This is a genomic window from Dyadobacter sp. CY356 (assembly GCF_021440195.1).
Taxonomy (GTDB): domain Bacteria; phylum Bacteroidota; class Bacteroidia; order Cytophagales; family Spirosomataceae; genus Dyadobacter.
In genome coordinates this window covers 1,150,174-1,169,103 of sequence record NZ_JAJTSZ010000002.1, presented here as the reverse complement: position 1 = coordinate 1,169,103, position 18,930 = coordinate 1,150,174, and the positions used below count along the sequence as shown (strand labels likewise).

Annotated in this window: 21 protein-coding genes; 6 read left to right on the top strand and 15 right to left on the bottom strand. The window is 40.5% G+C overall.

The window, feature by feature from the left end; genetic code table 11:
- The first annotated feature begins 11 nt into the window (after positions 1-11).
- Together LXL81_RS11280 and LXL81_RS11275 are read left to right on the top strand one after the other, a co-directional pair.
- The gene (locus LXL81_RS11280; RefSeq protein WP_234646884.1) at positions 12-704 is read left to right on the top strand and encodes a DUF3823 domain-containing protein; all 693 of its coding nucleotides are present in this window, start codon (positions 12-14) and stop codon (positions 702-704) included.
- 79 nt (positions 705-783) lie between these two features.
- Positions 784-2,091 (top strand): glycoside hydrolase family 71/99-like protein, encoded by a 1,308-nt coding sequence (locus LXL81_RS11275; RefSeq protein ID WP_234646883.1) that lies wholly within the window; start codon positions 784-786, stop codon positions 2,089-2,091.
- A 122-nt stretch (positions 2,092-2,213) separates the two neighbouring features.
- Here the strand turns inward: LXL81_RS11275 and LXL81_RS11270 are convergent, their stop codons facing one another.
- A complete protein-coding gene (locus LXL81_RS11270) occupies positions 2,214-5,021 on the bottom strand; it encodes a T9SS type A sorting domain-containing protein (protein WP_234646882.1) in 2,808 nt (935 codons plus the stop codon).
- A gap of 339 nt (positions 5,022-5,360) precedes the next feature.
- Between LXL81_RS11270 and LXL81_RS11265 the strand changes: the two genes are divergently transcribed.
- Together LXL81_RS11265 and LXL81_RS11260 are read left to right on the top strand one after the other, a co-directional pair.
- On the top strand, positions 5,361-6,716 hold the full coding sequence (locus tag LXL81_RS11265) for an FAD-dependent oxidoreductase (protein WP_234646881.1): 1,356 nt from the start codon (positions 5,361-5,363) through the stop codon (positions 6,714-6,716).
- Between the two features lie 513 nt (positions 6,717-7,229).
- Positions 7,230-7,676, top strand: coding sequence for a hypothetical protein (locus tag LXL81_RS11260; protein WP_234646880.1), 447 nt, complete (start codon positions 7,230-7,232; stop codon positions 7,674-7,676).
- A 384-nt stretch (positions 7,677-8,060) separates the two neighbouring features.
- Here LXL81_RS11260 and LXL81_RS11255 read toward each other — a convergent pair whose 3' ends face one another.
- On the bottom strand, positions 8,061-8,924 hold the full coding sequence (locus tag LXL81_RS11255; protein ID WP_234646879.1) for an SDR family oxidoreductase: 864 nt from the start codon (positions 8,922-8,924) through the stop codon (positions 8,061-8,063).
- 98 nt (positions 8,925-9,022) lie between these two features.
- Here LXL81_RS11255 and LXL81_RS11250 point away from each other — a divergent pair, with 98 nt between their 5' ends.
- On the top strand, positions 9,023-9,439 hold the full coding sequence (locus tag LXL81_RS11250; RefSeq protein WP_234646878.1) for a helix-turn-helix domain-containing protein: 417 nt from the start codon (positions 9,023-9,025) through the stop codon (positions 9,437-9,439).
- Between the two features lie 271 nt (positions 9,440-9,710).
- Here the strand turns inward: LXL81_RS11250 and LXL81_RS11245 are convergent, their stop codons facing one another.
- The gene (locus LXL81_RS11245; RefSeq protein WP_234646877.1) at positions 9,711-9,911 is read right to left on the bottom strand and encodes a hypothetical protein; all 201 of its coding nucleotides are present in this window, start codon (positions 9,909-9,911) and stop codon (positions 9,711-9,713) included.
- Positions 9,912-10,080: 169 nt separating this feature from the next.
- Here LXL81_RS11245 and LXL81_RS11240 point away from each other — a divergent pair, with 169 nt between their 5' ends.
- Positions 10,081-10,725 (top strand): DUF2306 domain-containing protein, encoded by a 645-nt coding sequence (locus LXL81_RS11240; RefSeq protein WP_234646876.1) that lies wholly within the window; start codon positions 10,081-10,083, stop codon positions 10,723-10,725.
- A gap of 282 nt (positions 10,726-11,007) precedes the next feature.
- Here the strand turns inward: LXL81_RS11240 and LXL81_RS11235 are convergent, their stop codons facing one another.
- The 12 genes from LXL81_RS11235 to LXL81_RS11180 all read right to left on the bottom strand — a co-directional run bounded on the left by LXL81_RS11235 (position 11,008) and on the right by LXL81_RS11180 (position 18,917).
- Positions 11,008-11,445 (bottom strand): response regulator, encoded by a 438-nt coding sequence (locus LXL81_RS11235; protein WP_234646875.1) that lies wholly within the window; start codon positions 11,443-11,445, stop codon positions 11,008-11,010.
- A gap of 304 nt (positions 11,446-11,749) precedes the next feature.
- Positions 11,750-11,941 carry a hypothetical protein gene (locus tag LXL81_RS11230; protein ID WP_234646874.1) on the bottom strand — a complete coding sequence of 64 codons (192 nt, stop codon included), beginning with the start codon at positions 11,939-11,941 and terminating at the stop codon, positions 11,750-11,752.
- Positions 11,942-12,109: 168 nt separating this feature from the next.
- Positions 12,110-12,499, bottom strand: coding sequence for a DUF1398 domain-containing protein (locus tag LXL81_RS11225; protein WP_234646873.1), 390 nt, complete (start codon positions 12,497-12,499; stop codon positions 12,110-12,112).
- Positions 12,500-12,610: 111 nt separating this feature from the next.
- The gene (locus LXL81_RS11220) at positions 12,611-13,375 is read right to left on the bottom strand and encodes a helix-turn-helix domain-containing protein (protein WP_234646872.1); all 765 of its coding nucleotides are present in this window, start codon (positions 13,373-13,375) and stop codon (positions 12,611-12,613) included.
- A gap of 197 nt (positions 13,376-13,572) precedes the next feature.
- Complete coding sequence (locus tag LXL81_RS11215) at positions 13,573-14,490, bottom strand: AraC family transcriptional regulator (RefSeq protein ID WP_310589563.1); 918 nt, start codon at positions 14,488-14,490, stop codon at positions 13,573-13,575.
- Positions 14,491-14,503: 13 nt separating this feature from the next.
- Positions 14,504-15,241 (bottom strand): SDR family oxidoreductase, encoded by a 738-nt coding sequence (locus tag LXL81_RS11210; protein WP_234646871.1) that lies wholly within the window; start codon positions 15,239-15,241, stop codon positions 14,504-14,506.
- An 11-nt stretch (positions 15,242-15,252) separates the two neighbouring features.
- A complete protein-coding gene (locus tag LXL81_RS11205) occupies positions 15,253-15,771 on the bottom strand; it encodes a hypothetical protein (protein ID WP_234646870.1) in 519 nt (172 codons plus the stop codon).
- 9 nt (positions 15,772-15,780) lie between these two features.
- On the bottom strand, positions 15,781-16,155 hold the full coding sequence (locus tag LXL81_RS11200; RefSeq protein ID WP_234646869.1) for an SDR family oxidoreductase: 375 nt from the start codon (positions 16,153-16,155) through the stop codon (positions 15,781-15,783).
- A 215-nt stretch (positions 16,156-16,370) separates the two neighbouring features.
- Complete coding sequence (locus LXL81_RS11195) at positions 16,371-17,240, bottom strand: SDR family NAD(P)-dependent oxidoreductase (RefSeq protein WP_234646868.1); 870 nt, start codon at positions 17,238-17,240, stop codon at positions 16,371-16,373.
- Between the two features lie 25 nt (positions 17,241-17,265).
- Positions 17,266-17,739, bottom strand: a complete 474-nt coding sequence (locus tag LXL81_RS11190) for a hypothetical protein (protein ID WP_234646867.1) — start codon at positions 17,737-17,739, stop codon at positions 17,266-17,268.
- 4 nt (positions 17,740-17,743) lie between these two features.
- The gene (locus tag LXL81_RS11185) at positions 17,744-18,250 is read right to left on the bottom strand and encodes a hypothetical protein (RefSeq protein ID WP_234646866.1); all 507 of its coding nucleotides are present in this window, start codon (positions 18,248-18,250) and stop codon (positions 17,744-17,746) included.
- A gap of 199 nt (positions 18,251-18,449) precedes the next feature.
- Positions 18,450-18,917 carry a DUF1905 domain-containing protein gene (locus LXL81_RS11180; protein WP_234646865.1) on the bottom strand — a complete coding sequence of 156 codons (468 nt, stop codon included), beginning with the start codon at positions 18,915-18,917 and terminating at the stop codon, positions 18,450-18,452.
- Between the last annotated feature and the right edge of the window lie 13 nt (positions 18,918-18,930).

Genomic DNA, 18,930 nt, shown 5'->3' with positions numbered 1-18,930 from the left:
AAAAGGAAATTATGATGAAAAAGATAAAATTATATATACAGGCACTGCTTTTGGTTTTAACTATAAATGCCTGTAAAATTGATAATTATCCGGCTCCGGATGCTGGTTTACACGGAACATTTCTGGATATTGATACCAACGAACCTGTTGAGCAGGATATCATCCGCGGCAGCACGATTGAATTTATTGAGCACGGATATGCTTCCCAGACCAAGCAGGTGATGATCGTTAAAAATGACGGAACTTACCGCAACGACCTTATCTTTTCAAACACCTATACCATCACACCGGTCCGTGGAAATTTTGTTCCCGCCGAACCTCAGGAAGTAGATGTAAAAGGTGAAACCCAGTTAGATTTCAAGGTTCAGCCCTATATCCGTGTGAAAGATGCCAAAATTGAAAAAGTCGGCACAAAGGTTGTAGCTACCTTTAAATTGCAGCAGACAGTAATCAATAATGTTAAAAAAATTGGATTGTACGCACATCCTGAACCTGCTGTCGGTGAGCCGATGCGGACCGTTCTGGCTGACCAGGACATTAATGCGGTTATTGATCCCAATAAAATTTACACATTGGAAATTGATCTGCCGTCCAACAGCAGTAATCTGAAAGCCGGAGGCCAGTACTTTTTCCGTGTGGGTGCCTTGATTGATGCGCCGGAATCTAAATTTAATTATGCCAAAGCGGTAAGACTTACTTTGTAGCATCAGATTGCCGGCCTGACATTTGGGCCGGCAATTTTTATGTTAAAATTACTTTTGTAAATCCAAATCATACCCACAAATGAAAATCTTGAAATTCCTCTGCCTTTTTTCGATTCTTTCTATCAGCTGTAAAGTGGTTGAGGAGAAAAAGACAGATTTTCCCACACCAGCTGAAGAAGTAAGATATGATCAGACCGGAGTTTTGTTTCCAAGTTATAAAGGTCTGGTGATGGCCGGATATCAGGGCTGGTTCACCACAGAAGGCGATGGCGCTGGCCGTGGCTGGCATCACTATCAAAAAAACGGCAAGTTCGAGCCAGGATTTGCCTCCATCGATTTTTGGCCTGACGTCACAGAATATATTAAAACGTATACAACGGCTTTCAAATACAAGGACGGTGAAAGCGCAAAAGTTTACAGTCCTTATGATGAAGAAAGTATTGACCTGCATTTCAAATGGATGAAAGAGCACGGTATTGACGGGGTGTATATGCAGCGTTTTGTAAGTGAGGTTAAAGGAGAAAGTGGAAAAAAACATTTTAATCAGGTACTGACAAATGCGATTAAAGCATCGAAAAAATACGAACGCGCTATCAGCATCATGTACGATCTGAGCGGGTCCACGTCTGCTGACATGGATTTTATTATTAAAGATTGGGAAGAATTACAGACGCTTTTTAAACTTTATGACAACAAGGAAAACCCGACCTATCTGCGCCACAACGGCCGTCCGCTACTGGCCATATGGGGTGTGGGATTTAATGACGGACGAAAATACACGATTGCAGATATTGAAAAACTGGTAAACTCAATCAAAGGCCCTACGAAGAAAACATCCATTTTACTTGGTGTTCCCTATTATTGGCGCACGCTTACAAAGGATACTGAGAATTCGGCAAGTCTTCATACGCTGATCAAAACAGCGGATGTGATCATGCCCTGGGCGGTTGGCAGATACAACGCATCAACCTACGCCAGCGTGGCCGGAGCAACTTTGCCAGGCGATATTACCTGGTGCAAAACAAACAAAATTGATTACGCCCCACTTGTTTTTCCTGGATTCAGCTGGGGGAATCTGAAAAATGATAAAACATTATATAATCAGATCCCGAGGGCAAAAGGCGACTTCCTCTGGCAGCAGATTGCCGGAGCAAAAATGTCCGGAGCGGAAGCATTGTATGTAGCCATGTTTGATGAAGTGGATGAGGGCACAGCCATATTTAAAACCAAAAAAGAAGGTGAAACGCCACTGAACGGTGATGGGAAATTTGTAGGTATTGAACCGGATATTGATTCTGATTTTTACTTATGGCTTACCGGTGAAGGAGCAAAATGGTTTCATGGTGCAAATGGGTATAGTGCTCAGAAACCTGCCAGGATCAAATAATAATCTGATTTGTTTCACGCAAAACTTTATCAGTTTCCGCCGTAATAATTTGTGTAAACTTCTAACAATAAAATCCGGCAACGATATCGATGCCGGATTTTATTGTTAGCTCGTAATTACGATTATTGTTTCAAAAACTTTCGTTCGGTCCCGTTAAACTTTACGATGTAGATGCCTGTCGCCCAATTGCTGACATCAAGTTCCACAGTCAGCTTTTCAGGGTTTGAAGAGTACATTTTCCTGCCGTTCATATTGACAATTTGCAGGTTAAGTATTTTCTGCTCCGAGCTGATTGTCAGCTTTCTTGATGCCGGATTGGGATACACTTTTATCATATCATCAGAGATTATTTTGATCGTTGCAATCCTGCTCAACGCACTGGTTTCATCCAGATCAACCATTTTCAGACGGTAATAATAAGTACCTGACGGAAGGTTTAGGTCAGTGAAATTGTACTGCTGTTTTGAGGACGAATTATTCCCGGCTGTAACCTTTCCGATTCCTGCGAATGTTTTTGCGTCTGAACTGCGCTGAATTTCGAAATGCGAACTGTTAACTTCTGTGGCCGTTTCCCATCGCAGCTGTGCTGAATTTCCTTCCTTGCTTGCTGTAAATTCCGTCAAGGTTACCGGCAGCGGATTTCCTGCATCAGTCGTGACAGGATTAGGGAAGAGGGGAACTGACAAACTATTGGTTGCCCTGCCAGCCAGTACCTTTTTTGTATAACCGGCTATTCCCAGATACCAGTCCGGCGTCAGATCATAACCATCCGCGTCCAGCGAAAGATACCAGGTGTCTCCACCCTTGGGCGTATGAGCAGAAAATTTCGCCATTTTGAAAAAAGATGTAGCCTCATCTACCTCATCAAACATCGCGAGATAGATCATTTTCGCTCCTTCATTAATGACATTTTGAGACTGTTGCCAAAGAAAACTCCCTCCGTTTCTGGGGATTGAATTCTTGATCGCCGCAGAAGGATTGTTTCTGACCGTTTGCAGATTGAACCAGGAAAACCCCGGGAATATTACCGGCATATAATCAATTCCTTTTGGTTCGAGATAAGCCATATCGGGCCTTACCGTATTGATCGCAAAACTATTGGCCCCGCTTTCATCACCATAACGACCAACCGACCAGGGACTAACAGCATCCAGCATGTCATAAACAGCCAGCCACTCGGCAGAATGAGAGCGCCAGTTGTCATTTAATCCGCCCATGACCGTTGCTCTGTATTTAGGATCATCGGTTGGATCAGCCGGATCTCCCTCCCTAAACCATCTGACCAGTTTTTCCGAACGCGCGGCGGTCGCTTCCGGATCAGAGGCCAGGCCCAGCCCCCAAAGTGCGACAAGTGGTTTGCCTTTATGCCACAAATAGCTGTCTTCCGAAGTCACGCCAAGGTCATCTACAAGCCTTTTCCAGTCCGCAATTATGGCTTCGGTTGAAGTGGCGTTGGCGCCTGAAAGATCATACATAATCGAATAAACCCGTTTGTATTTACTGCTGGCGGTCTGCACATTTTCAATCACCTTATCAAAATGACGGTGCACGCGTGTGTCCGTCGTTGTGGCATAACCAAGGAAGCGCTGCTGGAAAACCCCATCTACCTCATTTTGCTGCATCCACTTAAAGTGCTCATCAACAGTGTTGTAGTTATAGCTTGAAAATAATCTGGCCGGACTTCCATCACTGTATGTCATGGTGGTTGGAACGAGTTCACTTGGAGGATAATCTGCCTGGTATGGCCACATGTCCACGGTCGCCGTACTATGCTGCGGTGCGCCGCTGAACCAGTGAAGCCACCACTCATGCGCCGGCTGACCATCCGTTGGCAGGCCAAACCAGCCCTGATAACCAAACATCACTTTTCCGTTCAGTGTGTTTGTGGATGGATCAGCCGTGAGCATTGATTCGGGCTGATAAAACTCAATTTCATCAATTTTAGCCGTGATTGAAGCAGAGAGCGGCTGATTAATCCTGAGATAATTGATGGCACTCAGATTGGGGTTACCTTGTTTTGCAGCTTCGGAAATTTTCAGAAAAACATGATTCCAGCCATTCAGGAGTTTCTGGCCTGACATATTCCATCTGTATTCATCTGTTCCGCTCTGTCCGGATGAAGAGAATACGATACTTCCTGCACCTGTAAATTTGGAAATATCAGCTACATACAACCAGAATTTGATCAGCCCATCCGTTTCATTTACAGTTGAATTAAATACGGAAGCTGGTGCAAATATAAACCAATCCGATCCGGAACCTGTTTTGGAAATGGATGCTGCACCCAGGATTTTATTACCGTTATCGACCTGGATAGCATCCGAACCGGACCATCCCGTATTCTGATCAGCATTGTTAAAGATATGGGCGCCGGAAAGCTCACTTCCGTTATAACCTTTGGTAAATCGCATGTTGTCAATCTTGATAACCACGCTTTCTCCGTCATTAATGGGCTTGTAATATCTGAAAAAGTTGATTGCCGACAAATCTGGATTACCGGATTTTCCTGCGCCGCTCAACCGTAATACCACATTATTCCAGCCATTTCTCAGATTGACACTGCCCGTTCCCCAGTTGTATTCATCAGTATCCGGGCCACCTGAACTGGTAAGTTCAAACTGGCCGTCGGATGTTGAGAACTTTGTAATGTCAGATACAAAAAGGGAGAATTGTAAATAGGAGATTGTAAGTTCACCGGGGAGAATACCCGTATTAAGCGGTGTCGCGAAATTCTTGCGGAAACGCTCTGTATTACCACCTTCGGATTTTATGGAGGCCAGCCCCTGAACGGGATTGTCTGTATCTAGACTAAGCGCATTACCACCTCCGCCCCAGCTGGAAGTCGATTCACAATCGTCGATCAGGACTACCTGCGCATGTCCTTCCAAAAAGAACATTAATAATAAACTGAGTAAAAAAAGTTTTTTCATCCGTCGAAAAAATTAAGGTGAATAGTGATTTTAACAAAGGCTAGGTTTGTGGCGTTTTGTAATGTCAAATCTATCCGGACACCTATAATTTTTTCTTAATTATAACTTAACAAAGAAAAAATATTGAATTTATTTTTAAGCTGATCAAAATCATAGCTATTCCCGGGACATTTTAATTTTTTAATAATTTTTTTTAAATCAGATACAAACCGAATTCAATTGAAGATTCAAAGCAGTAATATGGCGTGTAATTTGCAGGCGTAGATCAGTTAGAAATGGTAACCTTTGCCCTTTGAGTAATAAACGTATATCTACCACAGTAAACCCATATTCGCGCCCATGAAAACCATTCAAAATAGTTACGATGCAGTGATAATCGGTTTCGGAAAAGGAGGCAAAACATTGGCTGCTTTTCTGGCCAAAGAAGGATGGAACGTTGCGGTCATCGAACAGTCTGCGCTTATGTACGGGGGAACGTGCATCAATATTGCCTGCATCCCGACCAAGTCGCTGGTGCATAGTGCGGAAACAAGTGTGCCTTATCATGAAGCTGTTAATGAGAAAAACCGGTTAATAACATCACTCAGGCAACGTAACTTTGAGATGGTCGACAACCAGCCCGGCGCGACGGTGATCACCGGAACCGCAACTTTTGTGTCGCCCCGACAAATGTCGGTACGTCTGGCGGATACCGGCGAAGAAGTATTTATTGAAGCTGAGAAAATATTTATCAATACAGGTGCAAAACCCGTTGTTCCCTCCATTCCGGGTATTGAGCAAAGTCAGCGTATTTGCACAAGCACAACACTGATTGACCAGATGTCTCTGCCTGAGGAACTGGTGATTATTGGTGCAGGTTATATTGCGCTTGAATTCGCGAGTATGTATGCGCAGTTCGGTTCCAGGGTAACATTGCTTGACCGTTCCGCCACATTTTTGCCGAATGAAGACAGAGATATTGCAGATGCGATTAAGATCATTTTATCTTCCAAAGGAATCAGGTTAGAACAAGGTGCACAGATTGATAAAATAATCCCCGGCGAAACCGCGGATACTATCGTTTACCACCAGGGAGAAATACAAAAAGAAGTTTCAGCCACCGCTATTCTGGTCGCTGCCGGTCGCCGGCCGGTAACAGAAAACCTGAACCTTCCTGCTGCGGGTGTAGAGCAGGAAGAGAGAGGTTACATCCGGGTAAACGAACATTTGCAAACGACAGCTGAAAACATCTGGGCGATCGGCGATGTGAATGGCGGGCCGCAATTTACCTACATATCCCTAGACGATTTCCGCATTATCCGTAGCCAGCTTTTTCCCAAATATGGACCGCATACAACGCTCGACAGAAAATACGTAGCGTCTTCTTTGTTCATTACACCGCCTTTGTCACAAGTCGGATTGCGTGAGCATGAAGCCATTGAGCAGGGTTACCGGATAAAAGTTGCCAGTATTCCGGCAGCAGCCAGTACGCGCGCTCAGATTTTAAGACAAACCGAAGGTGTTCTGAAAGCCGTCGTCGATGCGGATACGAGCAAGATACTTGGCTGCACGCTGCTTTGTGTCAATTCCAGTGAACTGATCAACCTCGTGCAAGTGGTCATGCAAGCCGGACTGGACTACAAGATTTTGCGGGATACGATTTATACGCATCCATCGAGCAGCGAAATATTTAATGATCTTTTTGGCAAAATATAAGTTATGAATGCACTGAGGTTGTTTTTAGGTTGAGAAAATCTCCTGCGGGCTTTTGCTTTTGGGGGATATTTTGGTTTGGGAGAGGTTTTGTTGTTGGTTGTATCTACCGTTTAATAAAAATTCTTTTTGATTTCGTGTGAACAGAAACGCGGATTTTGTTACTTGTAGAAATAATATAAACCTTCTATGAATATGACAACGTTACTGAAAATTTCAACTAAGCTTCTTTTTGCAGGTTCCACCCGGAAAATTCTGCATCATCCGTTTTCTATTTTTATTTAGGTGGTAAGTACCGGAAAGAATTGGGCTATCGTAGGATTCGCTATCGGGACTTTCGTTGGTCTGCGCCGAAATAGCGAATCAATAAAAACTGGTTACATTTTGCCTTATTATCTCTTTGGTTAGTAACAATATTATAATATAGTACGATTATACTTTTGCAAATTATACAGTTATAGGCTATGTTGGGACAACCATCCGACAATAAGTCAAAACAATAAATTTTATTAAGATATGACCAAACAAATCTTTAAAAACACACTCAAAGAATTTGCTTTCATAGTATTTATGGTAGCAATGATATGTTGTAACTCTAACAAAAAAGCAGATGCGAAAGTAAGTTCAGCCGCAATTTCTGAAAATGAAAGCATTCCGGATTCTATTGTTAAGTTTTTAATTATTTCGGCTTCCAATGATTTTCTTAATCATCAACCACCGAAACCTATTGATTTCCGGAATGTAAAAATTGGCTATATTGAATCACCAAACAGTGTAAAGACTTTTGTCTTATGTGGAGAATTTTTATCTCAAGAGAATAAGGATTGGAAAGAGTTTACTACTATTAAAACATCTGGATACGAACAATATCTCGGAAAAACGCAATATTGCCAGGATGCAAAAATGGTTTTAACAGATGAAAATTTATCAGTTGAATTAAAGAAGAAATTGACAGAGAAATGAAAAATTCGTCAATCATCAGATTACGAGAAAATTTTTCCAAAACAAGTCCTTTATTTATCCAACTTGAAAAATATTAAAAAATCACAATAAATCCACAAAAATGTCAAATTCGACGAATCCAAATTCACGAAATCCAGCAGAGTACCAGCAAGAAGATTCGGGACAGATTCCAGATATTTCATTAGGAATAAATATATAACATCTTATATGTCCCTTCAAGCTATCATAAACGCCCATTAAGAAAAGTGCGCAGTGCAAAAAACACTACGCACAACGGGTAACCGAGAATAAATAAAGAAAGTCAAACCCCAACCCATTCCGGTCTCAGCAACAAGAAGTTTCAAGAGATAACAACGCACTAAACTTTACCAACGCCACAAGCGCCTAGACACCCGGAAAATAAGTCATCTTCAAATATTCCCTTAACGAAGTTGGCTTACGGCCAAGCAGACGTTCAACGGTATTGTCTGTCCCGGCAAGCATCCCGTGTTTAGTAGCGGCACACCACTGGGCAAGGAAGTTGGCGACGACTTCGGGGAAGCCGGCGGCTACTTTCTGCGCGATGTAGGGCGCCAGCTCGCTGTTTTTGTATGTGATAGGACGGCCTGCTAACGCGGAAAATTCCCGGGCAATGTCGTCAAACGAGTATGCTTCGCTTCCTGACATGGTATACTCCTGGTTTTCATGTCCTTCGCTGGTCAGCAGGGTAGCCGTGGCAGCTGCAAGTTCAGTTCGCTTAACAAATGCTATTTTACCATCTCCCGCCGGTATAGATATTTCCGCCTCAGGTACCTCGCTGCCAATCATGTATCCAAGTCCTTCAAAGTAGTAACCATTTTTGAGAATGGTGTATACCAGTCCGGATGCTTTGAGGTAGGCTTCGGTAGCCAGGTCGCTTTCCGTGACCTCCGTCATCACAAAATTTGTACTCCGCTGTATACTGGTGTAAAAAAGGTGCTTTACCCCGGCTTCTTTGGCGGCGTCAATGACATTGCGGTGCTGGTGTACCCGGTCTGTAAACGCTACGGCAGAAACCAGCAGCACTTTATCGATACCCTGAAATGCCTGCACCAGTGCGGGATAGTCAAGGTAGTCGGCCTGCCGGACGTCTACACCTTTCTCCACGAGGTCCGTGGCTTTGCTAACGTCGCGCACAAGACCTGCAATTTCTGCGGCCGGAGTGGTGTTGAGCAAGGATTCTATGGTTTGGTGGCCTAATCCACCGGTTGCGCCAGTTACTAAGATCATGATAAAAAGAAATTAAATTCGCGTATATTTGCTTGCAATTTGCAAGTACAAAGTTAAATATATTACTTGCAAATAGCAAGTGAAATAAAATTAAATTTATGAAAGAGTTAAAACAGCGATCTACATGCCCTGTAAGCACATCGCTCGACGTATTGGGCGACAAATGGACCCTGCTCATTCTCCGGGACATGGTGTTTGAGGGAAAGTCTACTTATGGGCAATTTATGCAATCAGAAGAAAAAATAGCGACCAACGTTCTGGCCGACCGCCTGGCTGCATTGGAATCGCAGGGCATTTTAACCAAAACGGTGGCTGAGGATAAAAAATCGAAATTCACCTACCGCCTGACGGAAAAAGGCATTGACACCATTCCGATTATTGTGGAACTTGTTCTGTGGGGAACCAAACATCTCGCGACTGTCGTCAACCCTGTGTTACTCGAAGAACTTCAGGCTGGTAAAGATGCGGCCATCGGGAAGTACCAACGAAATGCCCGGGAAAACTCCCTGTCATAAGCGAAGGGCGTGAGTCGAAAATATGGCAGGTGAGAATTTGGCAGAGATGCCAGGATTTGTACCAAGAAAAACGCGAAAACTGACCTTCTTTATCAAAAAAGATATAAAAGAATTCTTGCAAATCTTGCGTAATCTCCAAGACCTGGTTTAAATAAATATACAATCTTTAACGGTTGTGGAATTTGTTGTGTTTGAGGTAATTGCGGATAAAGCAGAATTCATTGATCCGCTCAAAACCTCAAACACACAACATGCCTGCGTATACCAATAATTAATTATTGGCTGACAATCTGGTATCTTCCTTTTCACCGGCATCTTCTTCGGGGGAAGTCTTTTTGGCATTCGCTGCCGGATCGTTCGGTAGTGATCCCATTTCTTCACTCCCTGCTTTGCCGTGAGTACGGTTTTGGTCGTTACTATCATGCTCATCAGCATTCGTCAATTCCGATTTCTCATCTTCAGGATTTTGCATAACTTTTCTGGTTTAAGTAGTTTATGATGTTATGCGATAAAATCTTATGCCAATGATTGTGTAATTGCTATTCTAAGCAAAACTTTCCAACAATGGTCCATATCTTCACAGGAGCATTGAAGACGCAACCAATCCTTCCACAAAAGCATCAAGTAAGAAACCTTTATTCATGTCACAAAAATCTACTTTCTCGCCAGGTAACAAAATCTCACAAATTCTGCTCGCCGTGCTCGCTACGCTCATCGGGCTGTATCCTTTGTTCTATTTTTTCCAGAGTAACTTTGGACTGTTGGGCAACAAAAACATTGCGTTATTGGCAAGCGCGGTATGGAGCTCAGCTTTTTATATGCACATCACTACCGGGGGATTGGCTTTGCTGATCGGCTGGGTTCAGTTTAGTCAAAAGATCAGAATATCTGCTCCTGCCATACACCGCAACCTTGGAAAACTATATGTGTTACTTGCGCTTTGCAGTTCGGTTTCTGGTGCGTATCTGGCCTTTCATGCAGACGGCGGCGTTATCGCTTCAACGGGATTTTTATGCCTTGCCATTGTGTGGTTTACAAGCACCTTCCTGGGATACACCAGCATTGTAAAGGGGCGCGTAACCCAGCACCAAAAATTCATGATTTTCAGCTACGCAGCATGTTTTGCTGCCGTGACACTGCGCCTGTGGCTACCTTTGCTGGTTGTTGTTTTCGGGGATTTTATCAATGCTTATGTGCTTGTAGCATGGCTGTGCTGGCTTCCGAATATGTTTGTTGCGTATCTGTTAACCCGGAATATGAATAAATCTGAGTATGGGAGTGTTTGAGGTTATTGCCGGATCAAGTGGAAATCATCATTGATTGGGCAAGTGTAGCGTATTTTAACGAGCTCAAAATAATCCCGAATAAAACCTTTTTCTAAAAAATCACCTTATTTCCGCTGAACATGCCGCTTCTACAAGAGCAGCATGTTCAGCGGAAATAAAAAATTATAAATTCAGCATTGTTTTCAATTTGTAAGAATAAATCATTTATCATGATCAATGATTTATTCTTAGAGTATCTATATTACAATTACCAATCTCAGTCAATCTGTTTTATGCAATTCACTATTGCTGGACGTTTTTAATATAATTCGGAGATTCGCATTCCTGCCAGTAATCGACAATCTTCACCATGATTTGTTTTAGTTTGTCGTAGTTACTTGGCTTAACAAAAAATCCCTGAATGGATCTTGAATAAGCATCGATCACATCTTTTTGTTCGGCGGCAGTAGAGAAGAAAAGATAAGGAATTGATTTTAATCTGAGGTCTTCATTATTGTGAATTTTATCACGCAATTCCATTCCGTTGAGTTTGGGCATGTTAATGTCCGAGAGAACAAGAAAGGGTTCAATTTCGGTGTTTGTTAAATATTCCAGAGCCTGTATACCGTCATCAAAGAACACAAGTTCATTTTCGTAAGGAAGTTCAGCGAAAATCTCTGTCAAAATCAGTTGGTCGTCGACATCGTCCTCAATAATTACGATTGGTCCGTTTTTGTTCATGATAAAGGTTTTGATTGTGGTTTTCTGTAAGTTTCTATTGCGTTGGATAGTTCTTTGAGGTCGACCAAAGGTGGCCATTTTAATCTCTAATAAAAAGAATTTGTCAGCGGAAGTTGATAGTACAAGCGTTTTACTGATTCTTTTTCTGAAATTTTTCTAAAATTAAGATTTAAAGTATTCAGGATTGAAATAGTGTAAGAAATAAAGAAAATTTAGCCCAGGCGACGTACTGGAAGTTTGCATTACTTGCAAAAATAACACCCACACTTATCCATTAACACAAAAAATCATTCTTTTCACAGATTTACTTTTCAACTCTTTTTCCCGAGTTTTTCACAAGAAAATAAATTGAAAATCCAAAGGTGATCATGTAAACAATGGCCAATCCAGTATTCTTGAATGTGAGACTTTCAAAGTCGAATTGCTTAAACAATGTGACACCCAGAATGATTGCTACAATTGTAAACGAGAATGATAGTACATTTTTATTTTCCATAATTTTATTGGTGAAGTTTCTACCGTTAAAAATAATGACTATTTCAAAAATACCTAAATCATTCTGTTCTCATGCATTATCTAATATTTTTGATTCCTGCCAAATGGCAAAAGAGGCCAAAGTTTGCACTTCGGCCTGAATAATGAATAAGACTTATCAATTCGGATTTTATTGCGGAATTTGTTCAACCAGAACTTCATTTCCTGCTTTGTCGTAATAAGTGCAAGTCATTTTATCCATACAGATAGCCCATTTTTCAATGCCATAGGTTGCACACATTTTAATGAAGGTCAGGAAATCGGTTTTGCCCTGCTGATGCGCGACGAGCTCCGATTTAAATTCTTCGCCATTGGAGTTTTCAGCAATAATTAACGGGTCGTATTTCGCAGGCACTTTTGCGATATGATCGTTGGCTCCGTGATAGTCAATATGTCCGTCTGTTACATAGGCTTCATAATGCGTAACTCCTAAGGCTTTGATTTCTTTGACATACGACGGGAATTCTGCGCCCGACTTAACTTTGCTGTGTGCGGCTTTGATTTGTTCTGCTGTAAACATTTTTCTTTGTTTTAAATGTTAAATGATTGTTGAATTACACGCAACCATAATAAAGATTACTATACAAAGATTGGAATGCTAAAATATCTGTCATTGTAAAAAATCGTTTTTTTACAAGAAGCGTTTGAAGTTTTCAGGCGTGTCGCCAGTGAATTGCTTAAAATCTTTTATGAAGTGAGCCTGATCAAAAAAGTTGTTTTCATAGCAGATTTCAGTGAGCGATTTTGTCTGATTCAGATTGTCAAGAACTGTATTGAAACGAACAATGGAAGCAAATTTTTTGGCTGTTGTGCCAACCACTTTTCTAAATCGTTTCTCAAACGGACTTTGGCTGATGGATAATTTTTCGTTCAGTTCTTTTATACGGATTGTTCCATTCGTCCGGTAAATTAGTTTTATCGCTTCCACAATCAGTTTGTCGGTTTGGATGTCTTTGAGATGAGATAATAAAAATTGCTCGACCAGATCAATTCGCTGTTTGGCGGTGGAAGATGTGGCCAGTTTTTCCTTGACTTCGTTGACACATTTTCTATCAAAAATGTCATCAAGAGAAAGGCTTAAATTAAATAATTCGTTGGCAGGATGTGAAGCAAAATGAGTGAAGCCAATTTCAGTGAAATATACCAATATGGTTCCTATATCAGCCGAGTTTTTGAAAATTTTGTAACCATCTGTAATCCCGGAAATTCCAGCGGAATTCAGCTTGTTCTCTATGCTGCTATGGATAGTTGCCAGTTGTCCTCGGTACTGAAAACCAATAACAAGCCCGGATGATGGAAAAACTTTGTATTCATTTTCCAATTCGTTCTCCGACACTACAAAATATTTGATGTAGGGTTTAAGTCTTTCCATCGGATCATGTTTTTCAAATTTCATGGGTTTGTGCGTGTGTAGTGGTTTGTGGAAGATCTTGTTGTATTTTAAAAATATAAGTCTGACGATCCAGCAAAAAGGTACATTATTCCGGTCAGTTTTTGCGTAGTAAATTCATTTTTCAGTTGTCTGGTACTTCGTCAAATTTTCAAGTCTTACAAAATACTTTCAGTGATAGTGGTTTGTAAAACTGCTTTTCATCAGTTGAATGTCTGTCTGAATTCCAGCGGAGAAAGTTTGGTTTTCGTTTTAAATAACCTGCTAAATGATTGTGGAAACTCAAATCCTAATTGATAAGCAATTTCTGAAACTGATAAACTGGAAGAGGATAATTTTTCCTTTGCCGTTTCAATAAGCTTATTATGAATATGTTGCTGCGCATTTTGTCCCGTAAAAGAACGGAGCATATCGCTGAGATAACTCGGGGATATATGTAATTGTTCTGAAAGATTTTGAACCGTAGGAATTCCCGACATCATCGATTTTTCGTTGTTGAAATATTCGCTCAAAATCTCTTCAAATTTTTGGATCAAATCGTTATTAACCGCTTTTCTCGTTATGAATTGACGTTTGTAAAAACGATTTCCATAATTCAATAATAATTCAATTTGCGAAATAATGACATCCTGACTAAAATCGTCTATTCTGCTATTTAATTCATCGTCGAGTATGGCGAAAATTGATAAGATGGTATTCTTTTCCTTGTCCGACAAATACAGAGCTTCATTTGCAGTATAAGAAAAAAAGCCATATTCCTTGATTTTTTTCGCCAAAGGGTAAGACAAAAAGAAATCGGGATGAATAAGTAACAAATTGCCGGTCGCCTGGTTACTACCGGGGCTTTCAAAAATTTGGTTTGGGGATGTGAATACCAAACCGCCTTCTCCAAAATCGTAATAATTTTGACCGTATTTTGCTTTGCCACAAGTATTTGTCTTATAAGCAATTTTATAAAAATTCAATATGATTGAACCGGGCAATACATTTTCCGGTATCTTCATATCCTTTAAATCAACGAAACTTATCATCGGGTGCAGGGGCTTTGGCAGCCCGAACACCCGATGAAAATCTGTCAAAGATTCGAATTTGTAAAACGAGTTTTCTTCTTTTTTCATCATGTAAGTTTACGATTTACCAGGGACATTCGCCTGTTTCCGGGTTATGTTCTTCGCTGATAAATTTGCCTGTCGGTCCGTCTTCGCCGATCATGACATATTTAGCAATGCGTGTGCCCGCTTCATGAACCGTGCCTGTCCCGCGATGACCATTAAAATCAGTTGCCACGAAGCCAGGACAAACGGCATTTACCTTAAACTTAGTGTCTTTTAATTCGTAAGCCAAATTGATGGTATACATATTCATCGCGGCTTTTGATGCCGGGTAAACTGCCGCCTTGTGCGTATAATATTTCCAGGTAGGATCGCAATGCAAGGCAAGCGAACAGCCACTGGAAGAAACATTGACGATGCGTGGCTGCGGCGATTTTCTTAACATATCAATAAATGCCTGCGTTACTCGCGCTACGCCATAAACGTTGGTTTCAAATACCTGCTTAAACTGGTCAATACTTGCTTCCAGGGCAGCTTGTGGCCATCCGCCGTTGATGCCGGCATTATTGATGAGCGCATCCAATGTTTCTGTTCTTTTTCCAATTTCAATGCGGGCCGTTTTTACGGATTCATCATCGGTTACATCAAGCTGTATGGCTTCCACATTAGATAACCCTTCGGCTTTTAGCTTTCCTGCTGCTTCCAAACCATTCTCAAAATTTCTACTGCCTAAAAAAACAAAATATCCGTTTTGCAAAAGTTGCCTTGCTGTTTCATAACCGATACTCTTATTTGCTCCTGTTATTAATACGTTTTTCATTTGTTCAGTTTTTAATTGTTATAAGCCAAAGCAAACTGTTTTGCAAAATCAGTAAGTTTCGTTTTACCAAACGCAGGTTTATGGCGATAAAAGTCTTCAAATAATAAACCACTTCGTTGACTTGCCTGCATTTCCACCATGCCGCTGGCAATTTCCGGATTTACACCCATCGCCAACATCCCATCCAACATCTGTTCATCAGAAATTTCCAGCCATTTCAGATCCGGTTTTCCGATGGCTTCTCCCAAAATTTTGGCAATCTCATTTGGCGACGCTTCATCGCTGGCTATATAACGAACCGTTCTGCCCTGAAAAGGCAATTCCATTTCTTCGACAATTGCAGATGAAATATCCAGTGGCGACACCCAGGGCTCTTTTTTATCACCACCGTAAGTAGAGATAATCGCACCCTTTTCTTTAATGTTTTTCAGTGACCTGAATAAGTTGGTATAGAAACCGACGGGGCGCATAAATTTGATGGAGACGTCATCGGGAAGCTGGTTCAGGATATTTTCGACGTCATAATGCACCGAGAGTGATCAGTATCCTGTTGCGCTGTGGGCGCCGACACTGCTTAAATGCACAATGTTTTTTACGCCGGAAGCTGTAACTGCTTTTTTGTAATTGTTGCCAATTTGATGAAACCCGGCAGTGAAATCAATGTCTTTGTCGAAGATGCTGCCGATGCCTTCCCAGGCTTCCATCAGATAGACAATATCTGCGCCTGTAAAAGTCTTGATAAGGAAATCAGCATCTTTCATTGATCCGATTGATGCTTTGGCTCCTAATGCTTCAATGTCTTTTTGTCTTTCGGCTTTACTGCTGATAACCGTTACAGTATGTCCTTTTTGTACCAATTCTGCTGTAAGCGGTTTTCCAATGTTCCCCAAAGAACCTGTGATTACGATGTTCATATTTTTGATTTATTTTGTTGATGCAAAGTTCAGCAACAAGTCAAAAGCAGAAGTAACCTAATCGGGGGAATACATAACGATAACGAGGATGTTAGTAAATGTTGAAGGGTAGGGGCTGTGTCAATCCGGATTTATATGCTGCTTTTGGGTTCCCCCAATCCACCTTATGCTTCTTAGTGTCTTTCGTGTTTATTGTGGCACTGATTTTCCAACAACTACCTGTTTAAATATGGCTGAACTATTTGCATACAATAATCCCAGATTATTCTTTCATTTTCGGCCGAGTAGTATTTTGGATTAGGTTTTGCCACTTTTTTGTTGGCAAAATATTTACCAGTAATATTTTCTACATCTTTCGAAGTTGCTAAATAAATCGTGTTTTCTGCTCCCTGTTCCGGTGTAATTGCAAATAACATGGAGAGTTTGAAAATCAGATTTATAATAAAACCTTTGTCAGCATTTTGGCCGAACTCCGTTTTTATAGTACCTGGATGTAAGGTATTCGCAGTGATATTGTTAAAACCCGTTTTCTTCAATTCTTTAGCCAAATATTGTGTCACCCAAATCAGGTATAGTTTTGATTGTCCGTAAGCACTGCCCAGCGAATAGTTTTTTGTTAACTGAATATCGTTCAAATCGGGTACGCCACTCATAGCGTGCGCAGAGGACGAAACATTGATAATGCGTGCAGCGGGGCTTTTGGCTAAAATCTCTAATAGCAACTGGGTTAGAAGAAATGGTGAAAAGAGATTAAGTGCCATGGTTTTTTCAAGACCTTCTTTCGTCGTTTCTCTGTCTTTACCGAACATTGCCCCTGCATTATTGATCAGGACATCCAGGCGTTCATATTTTTTCTTGAAGTCACCCGCCATTCGTTGTACGTCTGCCAGTGAAAACAAATCAGCAACTACAAAATCGATTTTGTCATTACCTGTTTCAGATTTTATTTCTGAACATACTGTTTCAGCTTTATTAAGATTTCGGCCATGTATAATGACCGTATGTCCCAGCTTTGCTAAAGCCTTTGCAGTTACTTTTCCAATCCCATCCGTGCTTCCGGTAATTAATATTGTTTTGGATTCCATGTGCTTTTTTGTCAGTTTTCTCCCCTTATTCACCAACACTTACCAACAAGTTACGATAGTCATATTTTCGATAATCGTTACTTTTTTCCTTTTCTTTATTAATCTCGATTAACTCGTTTTTGACTTCAACTCTTAACCAATACTCCGGATCTAAATTTGAGAATGAGCTCAATTTTAATACGATGTTTGTATTTAATTTTCTTTCACCAACCAGGTATTTATGAAGATTACTATCCTTCATTTCAAATAAATCTGCCAGTGTTTTTTGAGTTACGTTAAATGTTTTAAGATATAATTTTACAAAGTCCAAAACCCTTAACCTGTCAGAAATGCTGTCAGATTCAATATAATCTTCGATTCTGTATTGTATAGCCAACAATTCGTTTCTTAACTTTTGCTCTTTTGATTGTTTTTCTGAATGGGAAGTGATAAATTCTTTTAAAGACTTCATTTTATCATCATTCCAAATTTCTGTGACTTCAATTTCCTTGTTTTTCATGATGTTAGTTTAGAAATTTTGTGATTAATTGTTCACCAGCTTCCGGACTTATGACCATTGTTTTGTCTCTCCATTTCAATGCTCCGTATTTTTCACAATAAACAGCCATCAATTTTAATTCGTCTTCCTTATTTTCTTCCATAACATCGAACGCTAGCCAGCCCTTGAAATGTTCCAAACCATAAATGAAACTTAGTCTGCATGCAAATGCTATTAGGCATCCTGCAACATGATCGTGTATTTTAGTTTTGCCTTTATTGTGAGGGGCAATTTCAATATATGCCATATACGGTTCAACAGTCTCTCTTAATTGAAACGTGAGACATCCTTCAATAATTTTCGGGGTCGCTTCTTTAACTAAGATATAGGTTTGAAAACCTGCTCTTTTTGAATGCTTTTTAAGGTTAAAACGCCAGCCATCGGTTATAGATGGTATTGATAATCCAGAGGGTTGGATTATTTGCGCCTCAATTGTCTGCCTATCAGAAATTCGGAAAATCTTTACTTTCATTCTCAATACATCTGATACGAAGATAATGAAAATTATACAAAATGTATAATAATTGAAAAACCTTTCACAGTCCCTTGGCCGGATTATGTTCGTTATACTTCTTGCAGATTTGCAGGCTTTCCTGCTCCCCGCAATCTTCTGGAAAGTTTTTAAAAATTTTTGATGTTATGATTTTGTTGATGTCACTAACCAAGTTTGCTTAACCATTATTTTTACTTAACTGGTCAACAAATTTCAATATCATCTTTATTTGTTTGTCCTCAGATTCCTGAGACATAATTTTTTCTATAATTTGGTTTCTATCATCTTCTGATAATTTCTTGAATGGTTTTAATACATCCGATTCTTTGAAGGTCTCTAAAATTTCCTTTTCTGTAATCTGATTTTCTAACGGTAACAGGTAGAGTGTAACTGTTACAATGTCGCCGCCACTCTTGTTTATCGCTTTTCTGATTTTCTCATTTATTGAAATTAATTTGTCTTGTCCTGTGATGGTAAACAAGTTGATGCTTTCAATTTTATAGTCGTCAATCGTACCCGAAACTTTTAACGAACCCCATTTTCCTACTATATGTTTTGTATCAGGAACTTGAATATGATATGTCCAGGCACCTTTGCCAGGTTCATATTTCAATTCAAGTTTTTGGCCTTTTACTAGATATTGCATTTGGTCGGGGCTG

Bases quoted from the DNA above. Each gene is read 5' to 3' on its own strand.
- LXL81_RS11230 (WP_234646874.1), bottom strand. From the start codon at position 11,941: ATGGAAAATAAAAATGTACTATCATTCTCGTTTACAATTGTAGCAATC.
- LXL81_RS11180 (WP_234646865.1), bottom strand. From the start codon at position 18,917: ATGCAATATCTAGTAAAAGGCCAAAAACTTGAATTGAAATATGAACCT.
- LXL81_RS11190 (WP_234646867.1), bottom strand. From the start codon at position 17,739: ATGAAAAACAAGGAAATTGAAGTCACAGAAATTTGGAATGATGATAAA.
- LXL81_RS11255 (WP_234646879.1), bottom strand. From the start codon at position 8,924: ATGATCTTAGTAACTGGCGCAACCGGTGGATTAGGCCACCAAACCATA.
- LXL81_RS11270 (WP_234646882.1), bottom strand. From the start codon at position 5,021: ATGAAAAAACTTTTTTTACTCAGTTTATTATTAATGTTCTTTTTGGAA.
- LXL81_RS11250 (WP_234646878.1), top strand. From the start codon at position 9,023: ATGAAAGAGTTAAAACAGCGATCTACATGCCCTGTAAGCACATCGCTC.
- LXL81_RS11210 (WP_234646871.1), bottom strand. From the start codon at position 15,241: ATGAAAAACGTATTAATAACAGGAGCAAATAAGAGTATCGGTTATGAA.
- LXL81_RS11215 (WP_310589563.1), bottom strand. From the start codon at position 14,490: ATGATGAAAAAAGAAGAAAACTCGTTTTACAAATTCGAATCTTTGACA.
- LXL81_RS11220 (WP_234646872.1), bottom strand. From the start codon at position 13,375: ATGAAATTTGAAAAACATGATCCGATGGAAAGACTTAAACCCTACATC.
- LXL81_RS11200 (WP_234646869.1), bottom strand. From the start codon at position 16,155: ATGAACATCGTAATCACAGGTTCTTTGGGGAACATTGGAAAACCGCTT.
- LXL81_RS11240 (WP_234646876.1), top strand. From the start codon at position 10,081: ATGTCACAAAAATCTACTTTCTCGCCAGGTAACAAAATCTCACAAATT.
- LXL81_RS11225 (WP_234646873.1), bottom strand. From the start codon at position 12,499: ATGTTTACAGCAGAACAAATCAAAGCCGCACACAGCAAAGTTAAGTCG.
- LXL81_RS11280 (WP_234646884.1), top strand. From the start codon at position 12: ATGATGAAAAAGATAAAATTATATATACAGGCACTGCTTTTGGTTTTA.
- LXL81_RS11275 (WP_234646883.1), top strand. From the start codon at position 784: ATGAAAATCTTGAAATTCCTCTGCCTTTTTTCGATTCTTTCTATCAGC.
- LXL81_RS11185 (WP_234646866.1), bottom strand. From the start codon at position 18,250: ATGAAAGTAAAGATTTTCCGAATTTCTGATAGGCAGACAATTGAGGCG.
- LXL81_RS11260 (WP_234646880.1), top strand. From the start codon at position 7,230: ATGACCAAACAAATCTTTAAAAACACACTCAAAGAATTTGCTTTCATA.
- LXL81_RS11265 (WP_234646881.1), top strand. From the start codon at position 5,361: ATGAAAACCATTCAAAATAGTTACGATGCAGTGATAATCGGTTTCGGA.
- LXL81_RS11235 (WP_234646875.1), bottom strand. From the start codon at position 11,445: ATGAACAAAAACGGACCAATCGTAATTATTGAGGACGATGTCGACGAC.
- LXL81_RS11195 (WP_234646868.1), bottom strand. From the start codon at position 17,240: ATGGAATCCAAAACAATATTAATTACCGGAAGCACGGATGGGATTGGA.
- LXL81_RS11245 (WP_234646877.1), bottom strand. From the start codon at position 9,911: ATGCAAAATCCTGAAGATGAGAAATCGGAATTGACGAATGCTGATGAG.